This is a genomic window from Streptomyces sp. NPDC088794, from assembly GCF_044750545.1.
Classification (GTDB): Bacteria; Actinomycetota; Actinomycetes; order Streptomycetales; family Streptomycetaceae; genus Streptomyces.
This window is the reverse complement of record NZ_JBIVKB010000001.1, coordinates 465801-479630: the sequence shown is the minus strand read 5'-3', so window position 1 is coordinate 479630 and position 13830 is coordinate 465801. Positions and strand designations below refer to the sequence as shown.

13 protein-coding genes are annotated in these 13830 nt (G+C 70.6%); 6 read left to right on the top strand and 7 right to left on the bottom strand.

Annotation, left to right across the window (positions count from 1 at the left end):
- Positions 1–138 precede the first annotated feature (138 nt).
- Positions 139–975 carry an SDR family oxidoreductase gene (locus ACIP6U_RS02235; RefSeq protein WP_401711628.1) on the bottom strand — a complete coding sequence of 279 codons (837 nt, stop codon included), beginning with the start codon at positions 973–975 and terminating at the stop codon, positions 139–141.
- A 25-nt stretch (positions 976–1000) separates the two neighbouring features.
- Positions 1001–1450: a hypothetical protein gene (locus ACIP6U_RS02230; protein ID WP_401711625.1), complete on the bottom strand. Its 450-nt coding sequence runs from the start codon at positions 1448–1450 to the stop codon at positions 1001–1003.
- Positions 1451–1913: 463 nt separating this feature from the next.
- On the opposite strand from ACIP6U_RS02230, the gene ACIP6U_RS02225 reads away from it, so the two are divergent.
- Entirely contained in the window at positions 1914–2087 is a 174-nt protein-coding gene (locus ACIP6U_RS02225) for a hypothetical protein (protein WP_401711622.1), read from the top strand.
- Between the two features lie 31 nt (positions 2088–2118).
- Entirely contained in the window at positions 2119–2601 is a 483-nt protein-coding gene (locus tag ACIP6U_RS02220) for a GNAT family N-acetyltransferase (protein ID WP_401711619.1), read from the top strand.
- A 29-nt stretch (positions 2602–2630) separates the two neighbouring features.
- On the opposite strand, the gene ACIP6U_RS02215 is transcribed toward ACIP6U_RS02220, so the two are convergent.
- Together ACIP6U_RS02215 and ACIP6U_RS02210 are read right to left on the bottom strand one after the other, a co-directional pair.
- Positions 2631–3269 carry a LysE family translocator gene (locus ACIP6U_RS02215; RefSeq protein ID WP_401711616.1) on the bottom strand — a complete coding sequence of 213 codons (639 nt, stop codon included), beginning with the start codon at positions 3267–3269 and terminating at the stop codon, positions 2631–2633.
- A 71-nt stretch (positions 3270–3340) separates the two neighbouring features.
- Positions 3341–4684, bottom strand: coding sequence for an amidase (locus tag ACIP6U_RS02210; RefSeq protein WP_401711614.1), 1344 nt, complete (start codon positions 4682–4684; stop codon positions 3341–3343).
- Positions 4685–4979: 295 nt separating this feature from the next.
- Between ACIP6U_RS02210 and ACIP6U_RS02205 the strand changes: the two genes are divergently transcribed.
- The 3 genes from ACIP6U_RS02205 to ACIP6U_RS02195 are packed head-to-tail and all read left to right on the top strand — an operon-like array spanning position 4980 to position 10747.
- Positions 4980–7337 (top strand): alpha-L-fucosidase, encoded by a 2358-nt coding sequence (locus tag ACIP6U_RS02205; protein WP_401711611.1) that lies wholly within the window; start codon positions 4980–4982, stop codon positions 7335–7337.
- Complete coding sequence (locus ACIP6U_RS02200; RefSeq protein ID WP_401711608.1) at positions 7330–9174, top strand: family 20 glycosylhydrolase; 1845 nt, start codon at positions 7330–7332, stop codon at positions 9172–9174. Before ACIP6U_RS02205 ends, ACIP6U_RS02200 begins: the two co-directional genes overlap by 8 nt.
- Positions 9175–9202: 28 nt before the next feature.
- The gene (locus ACIP6U_RS02195) at positions 9203–10747 is read left to right on the top strand and encodes an alpha-L-fucosidase (protein WP_401711605.1); all 1545 of its coding nucleotides are present in this window, start codon (positions 9203–9205) and stop codon (positions 10745–10747) included.
- A gap of 47 nt (positions 10748–10794) precedes the next feature.
- Here ACIP6U_RS02195 and ACIP6U_RS02190 read toward each other — a convergent pair whose 3' ends face one another.
- Both ACIP6U_RS02190 and ACIP6U_RS02185 read right to left on the bottom strand, forming a co-directional pair.
- Positions 10795–11700 (bottom strand): helix-turn-helix domain-containing protein, encoded by a 906-nt coding sequence (locus tag ACIP6U_RS02190; protein WP_401711602.1) that lies wholly within the window; start codon positions 11698–11700, stop codon positions 10795–10797.
- Positions 11701–11900: 200 nt separating this feature from the next.
- Complete coding sequence (locus tag ACIP6U_RS02185; RefSeq protein WP_280881454.1) at positions 11901–12143, bottom strand: DUF397 domain-containing protein; 243 nt, start codon at positions 12141–12143, stop codon at positions 11901–11903.
- A 221-nt stretch (positions 12144–12364) separates the two neighbouring features.
- On the opposite strand from ACIP6U_RS02185, the gene ACIP6U_RS02180 reads away from it, so the two are divergent.
- Positions 12365–12913 carry an ATP-binding protein gene (locus tag ACIP6U_RS02180; protein WP_401711600.1) on the top strand — a complete coding sequence of 183 codons (549 nt, stop codon included), beginning with the start codon at positions 12365–12367 and terminating at the stop codon, positions 12911–12913.
- Positions 12914–13000: 87 nt separating this feature from the next.
- On the opposite strand, the gene ACIP6U_RS02175 is transcribed toward ACIP6U_RS02180, so the two are convergent.
- On the bottom strand, positions 13001–13804 hold the full coding sequence (locus tag ACIP6U_RS02175) for an SAM-dependent methyltransferase (protein WP_401711598.1): 804 nt from the start codon (positions 13802–13804) through the stop codon (positions 13001–13003).
- Positions 13805–13830 lie beyond the last annotated feature (26 nt).

Below are 13830 nucleotides of genomic sequence, written 5' to 3'. Positions count from 1 at the left end.
CCGTTGTGGAGGTGCGCCGGTGTGCCCGGTGCGACGGTCACGCGTACTTCGTGGTTCGACCCCATGCAGGTCCACCCCTGGGCCTGTAGCCCTGTCGGAGGGCACCGCGCAACCGCACTGACCTCGGGCACATCCGGCTCACCTCGCCGACCGCAGCCGGTCGTGGACGGCGTACCCGCCCGGGCGTGCCGCCCGGACCCGGGTCCCTCCGTCCACCACCAGATCCGCCCCGGTCACCCACTCCGCCGCGTCGGAGGCCAGCCATACGACGGCCCGCGCCACGTCGGCCGGCTCGCCGATCCGCCCGAGCGGGAGGCCCGCGGCGACCTCGGCCTCGCCCGGCTCCCACACGAACCGCGCCATCTCGGTGCGGACCAGGCCGGGGGAGACGGAGTTGACCCGCACCGTCGGGGCCAGCTCGCCCGCGAGCTGCTGGGTCAGGCGCAGCAGGGCCGTCTTGCTGGTCCCGTAGGCCCCGACCTTGGGTCCCACATGACCGACACCCTCTGTACAGATGTTCACGACCGAGCCACCGTGCTCCCGCATCCACGCCCGCCAGGCGCATTGGACCAGCCGCAACGGCGCCTCGACGTTGACGGCAAAAGCCTCCCGCCAGGCTTCGGGGTCCACATCCATCAGCTGCCCGTACGGCTGGTTCGTCGCCGCGTTGTTGACCAGGATGTCGAGGCGGCCGAACTCGGCCATGGCCAGCTCCGTGACCTCCCTCAGGTGGGCCGGGTCCGCGACGCTGCCCGCCACGCCGATGCCGCCCAGTTCGGCGGCCGTGTCCCGCACCCCGTCCGCGTCCCGTGCCGTCACGCACACCAGCGCCCCGGCCGCGGCCAACTGCCCGGCGACGGCACGCCCGATGCCGCGTGTGCCACCGGTGACGACGGCGGCCCTGCCCTCCAGACCCCTGGTCCCCAGACCCCGGGCCTCCGGCTCGCGCGCCTTGTGTCCGTACGACGACGTCATCGCCGTACCGTCTCATGACGATCCGTCAGTCGACAGCCCCGAGACGGGAGTTGCGGGCGGCGACGATCTCCAGCACGGTCCGCCAGTCCTCCAGCACGCCCGCGTCGAAGGCGGGGTTGTGGCCCTCCTCGTCGGCCTGGCGCAGGCTGAGCAGATCGTCGTCGGTGCCGGCCTCGGCGCGATGGTGGGTGCGCACCAGCCGGGCGACCCGCTCGCCGAGCAGGGCCTGTACCGCGTCGGCCGCGCAGTCCGCGTGAGCGCTCGGATCGCCGGGGCGCAGCAGCGGGCCGATGGCGTGGACGAGGCCCGCCAGCTGGAGCTCCTTGTCGGCGGGGCGGCGCCGGCGCAGCAGGGCGGCGGTCTGCAGCGCGTGTTGGTGCAGATCGACGCGACCGCCGCGCAGGCCCGGGGCGTCCCATGAGCCCCGGCAGGCGTGCAGCAGATCCATCAGCTCTTCGACACTGCGCAGCTCCATGCGTCGGTCCTCCCGCAGGACAAGCCGTTGCCGCACGACAGGAGATCATGGGCGCCTTGCGATTCGGCCAACGGGATCTGAACTGCGCCGCCCACTCTTCGCGGACGCCTGCGCAGGTGTGGGCCGTCCGGGTGAACCGAAAATCGGTCGCCGTACGACGAATCGGTGCATAGCATCTGCGGTGGCGGCACGTGGACTTGGGATAGTTACACCTTGTTTTCAGTCCCTATCGAGCGCGGGCCCGCTCATTTGGTTACTCTGATCCGGACGGACAGCACCAGCGGGTTCCACCCACACCCACGTCCGTCCCGGGACAAGCCGGTTCACAGCGGCCTGCTCTCATGAGGTACCGGCGCCACCGCGTCCGAACTGCTTTCGACTCACACCCGAGCGGGACGTCAGAAGCTGGACCGTGAAGCGGTCTGCACCTCCCGAGGGTGACCCGACACATAAGGAGTGCGCGGTGACACCAGAGAAGACGGATCTGGAACAGGGTCCCAAGGAACGTACGCAGCGCGCCGGCCACCGGCCCGGCGACATCGGCAGCCTCGACGTGTGGGCCCGGTCGGCCCCGATCCGGTTGGCGGGCTACGAGGACGACCTCGCCGAGCCGCACATCCTGCCCAGCGTCGACTGAGGTCTCACATGGGCGTGCGAGACTGACGCCCATGCAGATCAGAGAAGCCGTGGCCGAGGACTGGCCGCGGATCTGGCCTTTCTGGCACCGCATCGTCGCCGCCGGCGAGACCTACGCCTGGGACCCGGGCACCTCCGAGGAGGCGGCCCGGGCCCTGTGGATGAATCCGGCGAAGCGCGTCCACGTGGTCGAGGACGAGTCCGGCACCGTCGTCGCCTCGGCCTACGTCACCCCCAACTACGGCGGCCCGGCCGCGGGCATCGCCAACGCGGGCTTCATGGTCGACCCCGACCAGGCGGGACGGGGCTACGGCCGCGCGCTCGCCGAGCACATCCTGGTCACCGCGAAGGCCGACGGCTATCGGGGCATGGTCTTCAACGCGGTCGTCGAGACCAACCCGGCCGTGCGGCTGTGGACGTCCCTGGGCTTCACGATTCTCGGTACCGTTCCGGACGCGTTCGAGCATCCGCGGGACGGGCTGGTGGGGCTGCACGTGATGTACCGGGCGTTGTAGGTCCCTGTCCGCTCCGTCCGGCGGCCGCTTCAGTCCTTGCGGCCGGTGACGGCGACCGTCACACCCAGGCCGATCATGGAGAGGCCGCCGATGCCGCCGACCATGGACAGGCGGCGCGGCGAGCGCGCGAACCAGTCGCGAGCGGTGGCCGCGACCAGGCCCCAGACGCTGTCGGACGCGAGGGCGATGACGTTGAAGACCAGTCCGAGCAGCAGCATCTGCAGCGGTACATGGCCTTGGGCGCGGTCGACGAACTGCGGGAGCACGGCCGCGAAGAACACGATGGTCTTCGGGTTCGTGACACCTACCGCGAAGCCCTCCCAGAACGTACGCAGGCCGCTGTGCCGCACCCCGCCGTCGGTGAACGCGGCCCGCAGCGAACCCCGCGCACGCCACGCCTTGACGCCGAGATACACCAGGTAGGCGGCACCGGCCAGCTTCAGCACCGTGAACACCAGGACCGAGCGCTCCACCACGGAACCGACGCCGAACGCGACGGCGACGACCAGCAGATAGGCGCCGATCGTGTTCCCCAGGACCGTCGTCAGCGCGGCCCTGCGGCCCTGCGCGAGCGCCCGCCCGATCACGAACACGACACTGGGGCCGGGGATCACTATCAGCAGGAACGACAGCGCGGCGAAGGCGAGCAGACGGTCGGTGGACATCATGCGATCCATGCAAGCACGCGGCGCCGCGCGGCCTCCAGCAGTTTTTCCCGCCCCCGAGACCGACGCCGTACTCAGTCCAGCGGGGCCGTCCGCTGCCACGGATGCAGCTTCTCGAGCTGTTCCGCGAGCGCGAGCAGTTCCGCCTCGGAGCCGGGGCGGCCCACCAGCTGTACGGCGCAGGGCGCGCCGGAGGGCAGGGTGCCGAACGGGACGGACATGGCCGGCCAGCCGGTGAGGTTCCAAGGAGGCGTCAGCGGCGAGTAGTTGGTGTTGACGAGGACGTTGCGCAGCCAGCCCCGCTCGTCCCACGGCTCGGACTTGGGGGAGCGGCGGGCGAGCGCGGGCGTGAGCAGGACGTCGTACTCGGTGAAGAACGGTTCCAGGCGCCGGCGCAGCCGGTCGCGGCTGTCGGTGGTGCGCACGCTGTTCACGAAGCGCCGGCCGATCGCCGCGTGCACCCGTGTCCGCCGGGTCAGCAGGTGCGGGTCCAGGTCCTTCGCGTCGACGGACGCGCCCGCCGTCCAGTGCGTCAACGAGGTCGTGCTCAGCGACGCCGGGTAGGGCGGGTCCGCGCGACGGACCTGGTGACCGGCCTTGATCAGCACCCCGGCCGCACCTCGGGCCGCCTCCCGGTACGGCCTGCCGATCGTGACGCCGAACAGGGGGCTGCGCAGCGAGACGGCGACCTTGCGCATGGCGGGGGCCTGCGGACGTACCGGCCCGGTGTCCGCGAGGATCCCGAACACCAGCCGCGCGTCCTCGACGGTCGTCGCGAGCGGACCGTTCTCGGTCATGCCGAACCAGTCGCCCTCGCCGACGTCCGCGGGCACCACCCCGTGGCCCGGTTTGATGGTGACCAGACCGCAGTTGGCGGCCGGTATGCGCAAGGAGCCCATGCCGTCGTTGCCGAGGGCGATCGGCACCAGGCCCGCGGCGACCGCGGCCGCGCTGCCGCCGGAGGAGCCGCCCGCCGTGCGCGTGAGGTCCCACGGGTTGCGGGCGGTACCGTGCACGCCCTCCGTGGTGCCGAAGATGCACAGCTCCGGCACGTTCGTCAGCCCGACGACCACCGCGCCGGCCGCCCGCAGCCGGGCCACCGTCACATGGTCCTCGGCGGCAGGCGTGTCCGGCGTCGCGGCCGAACCGACGCGGTTGGACTCGCCGCGCACGGCGAGGTTGTCCTTGACGGCCAACGGTACGCCCGCCAGCGGGAGTTGGGTCAGGTCGGCGCGGGAGGCGACCTCGTCGGCCTCGGCGAGCGCGGCCTGCGCCCGCACCACCCGGAACGCGCCCACGCGCGGGTCGAGCCGCTCGATCCGGTCGAGGTGCTCGGCCACCACCTCCCGGGGTGTGACCCGCTTCTCGCGTACGGCGGCGGCGATCTCGATGGCGGTCCGGCCGACCCAGCTGGTCACGGCGGCTCCTCGGGGTGCGATGGGTTCGTTACTCGCGAGTATGGATCGAGGGTACGGGGAGCACTCTGCCCCGGGGCGGGCTGCGCGTCGAGGGTGCCGACGCCTGGACGGTAGAGAGCGCCGACTCTTGGACATTCGGGCGGTTCTTCTTGGACTTTTTGCGCCACGGCGGTGGCGTGCCGTTCGCTGACCTGCGGATCATCCGATCACTGGCATAACTTCCTTACCTGCACGCCTCATTGACAGTCCTCTGGGCTCGCCCAATCATCAGACATCCGATGAATTGGAGCCGCTCATGAATCCGTATCCAAGACGTCAGGTTCTTGGCACCGCGGCCGTCCTCGCCGCCTCGGCCACCCTCCCGCTCACCACCGCGTCCGGGGCGGACGCGGCCGAGCAGGTCAGTGATCGGTCGGGTGGCGGGCGGGACTGGGTCCCCGTCCCCGACGCGGTCCCCGTCCCGCTCGACGCCCTCTACGACAACGACGGCATCGACACCGCCTCGGCACGCGGCGGCGACTTCGACGGCTCGGGCTACACCTTCCCGGGCGAGGAACTCCCCGCGGGCCAGGTCGAGGTCGACGGCATCCCCTTCCTCTTCCCGGCCGCGACGGCGGGCGCCAAGAACAACGTCGTCGCGCTCGGCCAGCGCGTCGAACTCCCCAAGGGCCGGTATCTGTCGGCCTTCTTCCTCACCTCCGGCAGCTACGGCAACGCCTCGGGACAGGCCACCGTGCACTACGCCGACGGCTCGACCACCACGGGCGGTCTCGGCGGCTCCGACTGGTACTCCGCGGGTGGTCCGCTCTCCGCGCCCTACCGCTACACCCCGGACGGCGGCAAGGACCAGCACACCGTCGGGATCGGCGTCTCGGAGGTGTGGACCGACCCGCGGCGCGAGGCGGTCGCGATCACCCTGCCGGTCACCAACCCGGCCGAGGCGAACAAGACCTCCCTGCACGTCTTCGCCCTCTCCCTCCAACCGGTCGCCCAGGGAAGGGCGTTGACCCTGCGGGACGCCCACTCCACGAACTCCCTCCTGGAGTCCAGCGGCGCGCAGAGCGTCGAGGCCACCGTCGTCAACGCGGGCACGGTCGCGATCCTGGCCGGCGACGACGTGACCGTCCGGGTGGACGTGCCGGGCGCCCGCACCGTCGAACCGGCGCGGGTACGGCGCCTGGACCCGGGCGAGCAGGCACGCGTACGGGTCGGCATCCGCAACCGCACCGGCACGGCACCCGGCACCGAGCGGGACGGCACGGTGGCCGTACGCGGCCGAGGCTCCCAAGTCACCGCCAGGACAGGCCCGTTGACTCTCGGTGTCGCCGACTACCAGCCCACCGAGACCTCCCTCGCCGGCCACCAGGCCCCGTACTGGTTCAACCAGGCCAAGTTCGGCATCTTCATCCACTGGGGCGTCTACTCGGTGCCCGCCTGGGCGCCGGTCGGTGTGCAGTACGCCGAGTGGTACTGGGACCAGATGCAGGACCCGAACAACCCCACGTACGCCCACCACCGGGACACCTACGGCGCGGACTTCGCGTACGACGACTTCATCCCGCGCTTCACCGCCGAGAAGTTCGACCCGCGGGCCTGGGTCGAGCTGTTCCGGGACGCGGGCGCCGAGTACCACGTGCTGACCTCCAAGCACCATGAGGGCTTCGCCCTGTGGGACACCAAGCTCTCCGACCGCAACGCCGTGAAGATGGGCCCGCGCCGCGACCTGGTCAAGGAGCTCTTCGAGGCGTCCAAGCGGTACACGCCCGAACTCCACCGCGGCCTCTACTTCTCGATGCCCGAGTGGTTCAACCCCGACAACCCGTGGATGGGCCACGCCCCGCGCAACCCGTACACACTGGAGCTGCTGCCCTACACCGGCTACACCGGCGGCAAGGACTTCGTGCGGGACTACCAGGCCCCGCAGATGCTGGAGTTGATCCACGGCTACGACCCGGAGCTGATCTGGTGCGACATCGGCGGCGCGAACGACAGCCTCCATGTCCTCGCCGAGTACTTCAACCACGCCAAGAACCGGGCCCGTCCAGTCGAGGTCACCGTCAACGACCGCTCGGGCATCGGTTTCCACGACTTCACGACCCCCGAGTACACGACGTACGACAACACGGTCGTCGCCAAGTGGGAGTCCAGCCGCGGCCTCGACCCCCGCAGCTACGGCTACAACCAACTGACCCCCGACTCCGCCTACATGACGACGGAGGAGGTCGTGCACTCCCTCGTCGACATCGTCTCCAAGAACGGCAACTTCCTGCTCGACATCGGGCCGCGCGCCGACGGCACCATCCCGGAGATCATGCAGACCCGGCTGCGGGAGACCGGCCGCTGGCTGCGCGTCAACGGCGAGGCGATCCACGGGACGACGTACTGGTCGAGGATGGCGGAACTCGGCGACGACCTGCGCTTCACCGTCCGCCCGGACAACGCGTTCTACATCCACAGCCTGGCCGAGCCGGGCGGCAGACTCACCGTCGAGGCCCCGGTGCCGATCCGGGCGGGCGACAAGGTGACGATGCTCGGCCACGGCCGGCCCCTGAACTGGACCGTGAGCAACGGCGCTCTGGTCATCGACGTCCCCGCGGCGGCCCGGAAGGCGGGTCGGCTCGCCTGGGTCTTCAAAGTGGAGTGGCATGACTGAGCACGGGAAGAGACGGTTCCGGCTCGCGGGGGTCGTCGCGGCGGCGTTCGCGCTGCTCGTGGCGCCCGTGCCGGCCCTCGCGCAGGCGCGGACGGCAGCGGCTCCTGTCACGGTGCCCGCGCTCACCGACTGGGCGCCGGAGTCCGGGAGTTACGTCTTCGGGCACGGCGCTCGGCTGGTCGCCTCCGGCGCGGCCGAGCGCCGGGTCGCCGGCACCCTCGCCGACGACCTGCGGGCCTCGGGCCACGGCAGGGTGCCCGTCGTGGGCGGTACGGCCCGCCCGGGCGACATCTCGATCGATGTCCGGCCGTCGAAGGCCGAACTGGGCAAGGAGGGCTACGAACTCCGCGCCGGGAAGAGCCTGTTGATCACCGGCGCCACCGAGACCGGCGCCTTCTACGGCACCCGCACGCTCCTCCAACTGCTCGCGCAGGGCGACCGGATCCCCGCCGGACGGACCGTGGACGTGCCCCGCTACCAGGAGCGCGGCGTCGGCGTCTGCGCCTGCTACGTGCACATCTCGCTGCCCTGGCTGGAGAACCTCGTCCGCGAGATGGCGTACCACAAGCTCGACCAGCTGCTCCTCGAACTGAAGGTGAAGAGCGACGCCCATCCCGAGGCCGACACCTGGGGCTACTACACCAAGGGCGAGATCCGCCGCCTCGTCGCCCTCGGCGAGAAGTACCACGTCGAGATCATCCCGGAGATCAACTCCCCGGGCCACATGGACCCGTGGATCGAGAACCGCCCCGACCTCCAGCTGACCGACTCCGACGGCACCAAGCAGCCCGCCCGGCTCGACGTCACCCAGCAGGCCGCCTTCGACTACTACACGAGCCTGATGGACGAGTACGCCCAGGTCTTCACCTCGACGTCCTGGCACATGGGCGCCGACGAGTACATGCTGGGCTCCGACTTCGCCAAGTACCCGCAGATGCTGCGGTACGCGCGGGACAAGTACGGCCCCGACGCCACCCCGCAGGACGCCTACGTCGACTTCGTCAACCGCGTCCACGCCTGCGCGGCGAGCAAGGGCGTCCGGCTGCGGATCTGGAACGACGGCCTGACCGGGGCCAACACCGTGCCGGTCGCGGCCGGGACGACGGTCGAGCACTGGCTGAACGTCGCGGTCAAGCCGAGTGGGCTGATCGCACAGGGCTACCAGGTGGAGAACGCCGCCTACTCGCTCTACCTCGTCCGCGGCGGCTTCCACAGCGACACCGAGTCGCTGTACGACCAGGGTTGGGACCCGCGCAGCTTCGAGGGCGAGAAGGTGGCGTCCAGCAGGGGCATCACCGGCGCGAAGATCAGCCTCTGGCCGGACAACGGCCGCGGTGAGACCGAGAACGAGGTCGCCGTCGGCCTGTGGCCCGCCCTCGACCACATCGCCCAGGCCACCTGGGGCGACCCGCATCCGGACGCCACCTACGCCGACTTCACCGCACGCGGCAGCGCGGTGGGACACGCGCCGGGTCGGCGGGACCTCACCAAGGTGCCGGTGGCGGACGGGACGTACACCTTCCGGGCGTCCGGCACCTCCTTCGGCGCCGAGGTGCGGCGCACTGCCGACGGGTACGCGACCCTGCGGACGGCCGACGGCTGTCTCGAAGTGCGCGGCGGCAAGCTCACGCTCAACGTGCCGCTCCAGCCCGGAGTCGAGGCGACCAGGGAGACCTGCGACGACCGGAACACCTTGCAGCGCTGGGAGTTGAAGCCCGTGGCGGGCGGCTACCGGCTCGTCAACGCCATCACGCGGATGGCCGTGAGCCCCGTGGACGGCCGGCTCGTGCAGTACCCGGTCGACCGACACCCGCCCGCTGTCTGGCACGTGAACTGACGTCCGGCCTTTGACCCGAGGAGCCCTCATGGCCGTCTCCAGACGCCTCTTCGTCACCGCAGCCACCGCCGTCGCCACACTCGCGGTGACCGGCGTCGCCTCGATCGCGGCAGCCGCGGAGGCCGAGGACCCGCGCTACCGCATCCCCGTCTCGCCGGACGACAGCCCTTCGGACCTCGTCCGCAAGGCCTCCCAAGTCCGGCCCACCGCACGGCAGATCGCCTGGCAGCGACTGGAGCGCACCGCGTTCCTGCACTTCGGTGTGAACACCTTCACCGGCCTGGAGTGGGGCACCGGCGACGAGGACCCCGACGTCTTCCAGCCGACCGGCCTCGACACCGACCAGTGGGCCAGAGCCCTGCGCGACGGCGGCTTCGACCTCGCCATCCTGACCGTCAAGCACCACGACGGCTTCGTCCTCTACCCCTCCCGCTACACCGACCACACGGTGGCGTCGAGCAGTTGGCGCGACGGACAGGGCGACGTCCTGCGCTCGTTCGCCGCCTCCATGCGACGGTACGGACTCAAGGTCGGTGTCTACATCTCGCCCGCCGACGAGAACCAGTACCTGGACGGGGTGTACGCCAACGGCAGCGGGCGCTCCGACCGCACCATTCCCACCCTGGTCGACGGCGACGACCGCTCACGGGGGCGGTCGTACACCCTCCCGGCCACCGACTACGGCGCCCATATGCTCAACCAGCTCTACGAGGTCCTCACCGAGTACGGCCCGGTCGACGAGGTGTGGTTCGACGGAGCGCAGGGGCGCATCCCGCCCGACAAGGTGGAGAGCTACGACTGGGACAGCTGGTACACCCTGGTGCGCGCCCTCGCCCCGGACGCGGCGATCGCCGTGACCGGCCCGGACCTGCGCTGGGTCGGCAACGAGAGCGGGATCGCGCGCGAGGACGAGTGGAGCGTCGTCCCGGTCAAGGAGAACCAGTACGGCCGCACCGACTGGGCGCTGTCCTACGACACCCCCGACGAGGGCAGCCAGGACGCCCTGGTGACGGCACAGCCGGTGACGGACTATCTCCAGTGGTGGCCCGCCGAATGCGACGTCTCCATCCGCGACGGCTGGTTCTACCACCCCGACCAACAGCCCAAGTCCGTCGACTACTTGACGGAGATCTTCTTCGGCTCGGTCGGCCGCAACGCCGTGCTGCTGCTCAACGTCCCGCCCGACACGGACGGCCTGCTGCACGGCACCGACGTCGTCCGGTTGCGCGAGTTCCGGGAGCGGATCGAACGCGAGCTGCCCCGGGACCTGGCCGCCGGTGCCCGCACCACCACGGCACCGGGCCGGATCACCGTTGACCTGGGGCGCGAGCAGGAGGTCGACCGCGTCCGGCTCGCCGAGGACATCCGCCACGGTCAGCAGGTGGAGCGTGTCGTCGTCGAGGCGTTCCGCGACGGTGGCTGGACGGAGGTCACGGGCGCCGGGACGATCGGCGCGAGCCGCATCCTGTTGCTGCCGACGCCCGTTCGGGCCCGGCGGTGGCGGCTGCGGGTCACCGCGGCGCGGGGCACCGTACGGATCGCGGAGTTCGGGCTGTACCGGTCGCGGGTGTGAGAGAGGTGGGACCGGTCCGGGTCTCATGAGAGAGGCGGGCCGGGGCCTCAGCTGTCCTTGAGGACCTGCTCCAGGAAGGCGACCGAGTCGGCGGCCGGTGTGGCCACGAGGCTGAGGCGGTCCATGACCGAGAGGTAGTGGTCGACCTCCTCGGGCTTGTCCACGTAGAGCGCGCTGGAGAGCTGTTCTAGATAGACGACGTCCGGCAGGTCGGGGACCGGGAACCGCAGGATGGTGACCGGTCCGCCGGCCGCCGCGTGTCCGCCGACGTGGAAGGGCAGCACCTGGAGGGTGACGTTCGGCAGGGCGGCGGCCTCGATGAGGTGCGTCAGCTGGTCGCGCATGACGTCCCGGCCGCCGAGCGGACGGCGCAGCGCGGCCTCGTCGACCACGACCCACAGGCGGGGCGCGTCGGGCCCGGTGAGCAGCGCCTGCCGGGTCATCCGCAGTTCCACGCGCCGCTGTACCGACTCCGGGGCGCCGATCGGGTGGCCGAGCCGGACGACGGCCTCGGCGTACGCGCGCGTCTGCAACAGGCCCGGGACGAACTGGACTTCATAGGTGCGGATGAGGGAGGCCGCCTCCTCCAGACCCAGGTGCTGTTCGAACCAGCTCGGGAAGGCGTCGCCGTACGCACGCCACCAGCCGGGCTCGTTCGATCGCCGTACCGAGTCCAGGTACTCCTGCCGTACGTCCGGCTCCTGGACGCCGTAGAGCGTCAACAGGTCGGTGATGTCACGGGCCTTGAAGCCGACGCGGCCCAGCTCCATGCGGCACAGCTTGGCGTCGGAGGCGCGTATCGCCGTGGCCGCCGTGTCGCGGGTGATGCCGAGGGACTCGCGCAGTCGGCGCAGCCGGGTGCCCAGCATGATGCGCTGTACCGTCGGGCCGCCGCGCTGAAGGCTGAGCACCTCGGAACCCGAGGGAACCAGTTCCGGTTGAGCTGCAGTCATGTCCACCCCTCGGCCGCCGCACCGGCTCCGCATCCTGAATGTTCCTGCGTCCCAGACCTCGGAACGTCTCCGGAACCAGAGATTCTGGGGCCTCAACCATGGAGCGTAGCACCGAGACGCCGAACCACCGCAGGGAGTGATGGGGCCGGAAGGCGGCCGGAGTCCGGCCGCCTTCCGGCCATCCACGGGTGAAGCCGACCTCAACGACCGGGGAGTAGGCCGTCGAAGTCGCCGTCCTTCACACCGCGGACGAAGGCGGTGATCTCGGCGCTGGTGTAGACGAGCGCCGGACCTTCCGGGTGGCGCGAGTTGCGTACGGCGACGCTGCCGTCCGGGAGGGCGGCGAGCTCCACACAGTTGCCCTCGGGGTTGCTGTGCCGGCTCTTGCGCCAGAGGGCGCCGCCCAGTTGGGTCGCCGGCATGCCGTTCGTCAAGTGCTGCATCTGACGCGTCACTCCCACAAAGATCGTCTGCAATTGCATCTTCAATTGCATCCATGGGTGGTGAGCGTGACGATAGCGCCCGGGCGGACCCCTCGCAAGATCGTCTGCAATTGCAGCGGTAATTGCCGATGCACTTGCGTTCGATGGGGAAGGCGGAGCACCATACTCCGCAAGGCGTAGCGCGCGTAGTTGTTCTCTCCGCAGGGGTACCAGGGGTCGCGATGTCCGCAGAGCAAGTCGCACGACCGGTCAACTCCTTGCGGGTCGAGGCGACTTGGGAGTGGCTGTGTCGCGCCGTGGACGACCTGGGCCGGCCGGCGCCGGGCGAGAGCCTGACACTCGCTCCCGCGGCCGGGGATCCCCGCGGACCGGCGCTCTGTTCCGTCCTGGTCGTGCCGCCGGTGACCCAATCCGCCCGTGTCGCAAGGGCGTTCACCTGGGCCGCGCTGGAGGGCCGTATCGCGGACGACCGCATCGAGGACATGGCGGTCACCGTGTCGGAACTGCTGAGCAACGCCCTGCGCTACGGGCAACCGCGGGACGGTCGCACGCCCCTGGAGCCGTCTCTGTGGCTCGCCCTGTGGGACCGGTGGTCGTACGCCGTGTGCGGGGTCACCGACGAGAGCGAGCGCATCCCGGTCGAGGGGCGGCCCGACGAACTCGCCGAGTCCGGGCGGGGGTTGCAGGTCGTCTCGGCGCTCAGCGACTCATGGGGCTGGAACCTGCGTGCCGCCGGCGGAAAGACGGTCTGGGTGCTCTTCCGGCTGTAGTGCCTTCGGCTGCGATGCCGTGGCAGCGCGATGGGCCTGGGTGGTCCGACCGTTCGACGGTCGGACCACCCAGGCCCATCGGGAGACTCAGACCTTGCGGCCGATGCCGCAGATCGCGTCCACGTCGGAGGGGTCGCGCCCCACGTCGACCGGCTCCGGGTGCCACTGCGAGGTCGGGACGATACCCGGCTCCATGACCTCCAGACCGTCGAAGTACGCCGCGATCCGCTCCTGCCCGCGGAGATGGTAGGAGCTGGCGGAGTTCGCGTTGTAGACCGAAATCGCCTGGTTGAGCGCCTCGTTGGTGTCGGTGCCGTCGCTCAGGGCGAGATAGCTGCCCGGCGGGAGGGCGTCGAGGAAGCGTGCCACGACGGCGGCGGGCTCGTCGGAGTCCGGGATCTGACCCAGGATGCCCAGCATGGTCAGCGCGATCGGCTTGCTGAAGTCCAGGGTCTTCGCGGCCTCTTGGAGGATCGTCTCCGGATCGCGCACATCGGCGTCCAGGTAGGCGCAGGCGCCCTCCGGGGTGCTGGTGAGCAGGGCCTGGGCGTGCACCAGGACCAACGGGTCGTTGTCGACGTAGACGATCCGGCTCTCGGGGGCGATGCGCTGCGCGACCTCGTGGGTGTTGTCCACGGTGGGCAGGCCGGTGCCGACGTCCAGGAACTGTCGTACGCCCGCCTCGGCGGCGAGGTAGCGCACGGCCCGGACGAGGAAGCGGCGCTGGAGCCGTGCGAGCAGCGCTATGTCCGGGAACATCTGGACGATCATCTCGCCGGCCTCGCGGTCGGCGGCGTAGTTGTCCTTGCCGCCCAGCAGGAAGTTCCACACGCGGGCGGAGTGCGGCCGGTCCAGCTGGAGCCGGTCGGCCAACGGGTCTTCGGAGGTCATGGGCAAAGCGTCACATGAAGTACGCG

Coding starts and splice junctions, on each gene's coding strand:
- ACIP6U_RS02215 (WP_401711616.1), bottom strand. CDS start 3,269: ATGATGTCCACCGACCGTCTGCTCGCCTTCGCCGCGCTGTCGTTCCTG.
- ACIP6U_RS02220 (WP_401711619.1), top strand. CDS start 2,119: ATGCAGATCAGAGAAGCCGTGGCCGAGGACTGGCCGCGGATCTGGCCT.
- ACIP6U_RS02195 (WP_401711605.1), top strand. CDS start 9,203: ATGGCCGTCTCCAGACGCCTCTTCGTCACCGCAGCCACCGCCGTCGCC.
- ACIP6U_RS02190 (WP_401711602.1), bottom strand. CDS start 11,700: ATGACTGCAGCTCAACCGGAACTGGTTCCCTCGGGTTCCGAGGTGCTC.
- ACIP6U_RS02180 (WP_401711600.1), top strand. CDS start 12,365: ATGTCCGCAGAGCAAGTCGCACGACCGGTCAACTCCTTGCGGGTCGAG.
- ACIP6U_RS02185 (WP_280881454.1), bottom strand. CDS start 12,143: ATGCAGCACTTGACGAACGGCATGCCGGCGACCCAACTGGGCGGCGCC.
- ACIP6U_RS02200 (WP_401711608.1), top strand. CDS start 7,330: ATGACTGAGCACGGGAAGAGACGGTTCCGGCTCGCGGGGGTCGTCGCG.
- ACIP6U_RS02235 (WP_401711628.1), bottom strand. CDS start 975: ATGACGTCGTCGTACGGACACAAGGCGCGCGAGCCGGAGGCCCGGGGT.
- ACIP6U_RS02175 (WP_401711598.1), bottom strand. CDS start 13,804: ATGACCTCCGAAGACCCGTTGGCCGACCGGCTCCAGCTGGACCGGCCG.
- ACIP6U_RS02230 (WP_401711625.1), bottom strand. CDS start 1,450: ATGGAGCTGCGCAGTGTCGAAGAGCTGATGGATCTGCTGCACGCCTGC.
- ACIP6U_RS02205 (WP_401711611.1), top strand. CDS start 4,980: ATGAATCCGTATCCAAGACGTCAGGTTCTTGGCACCGCGGCCGTCCTC.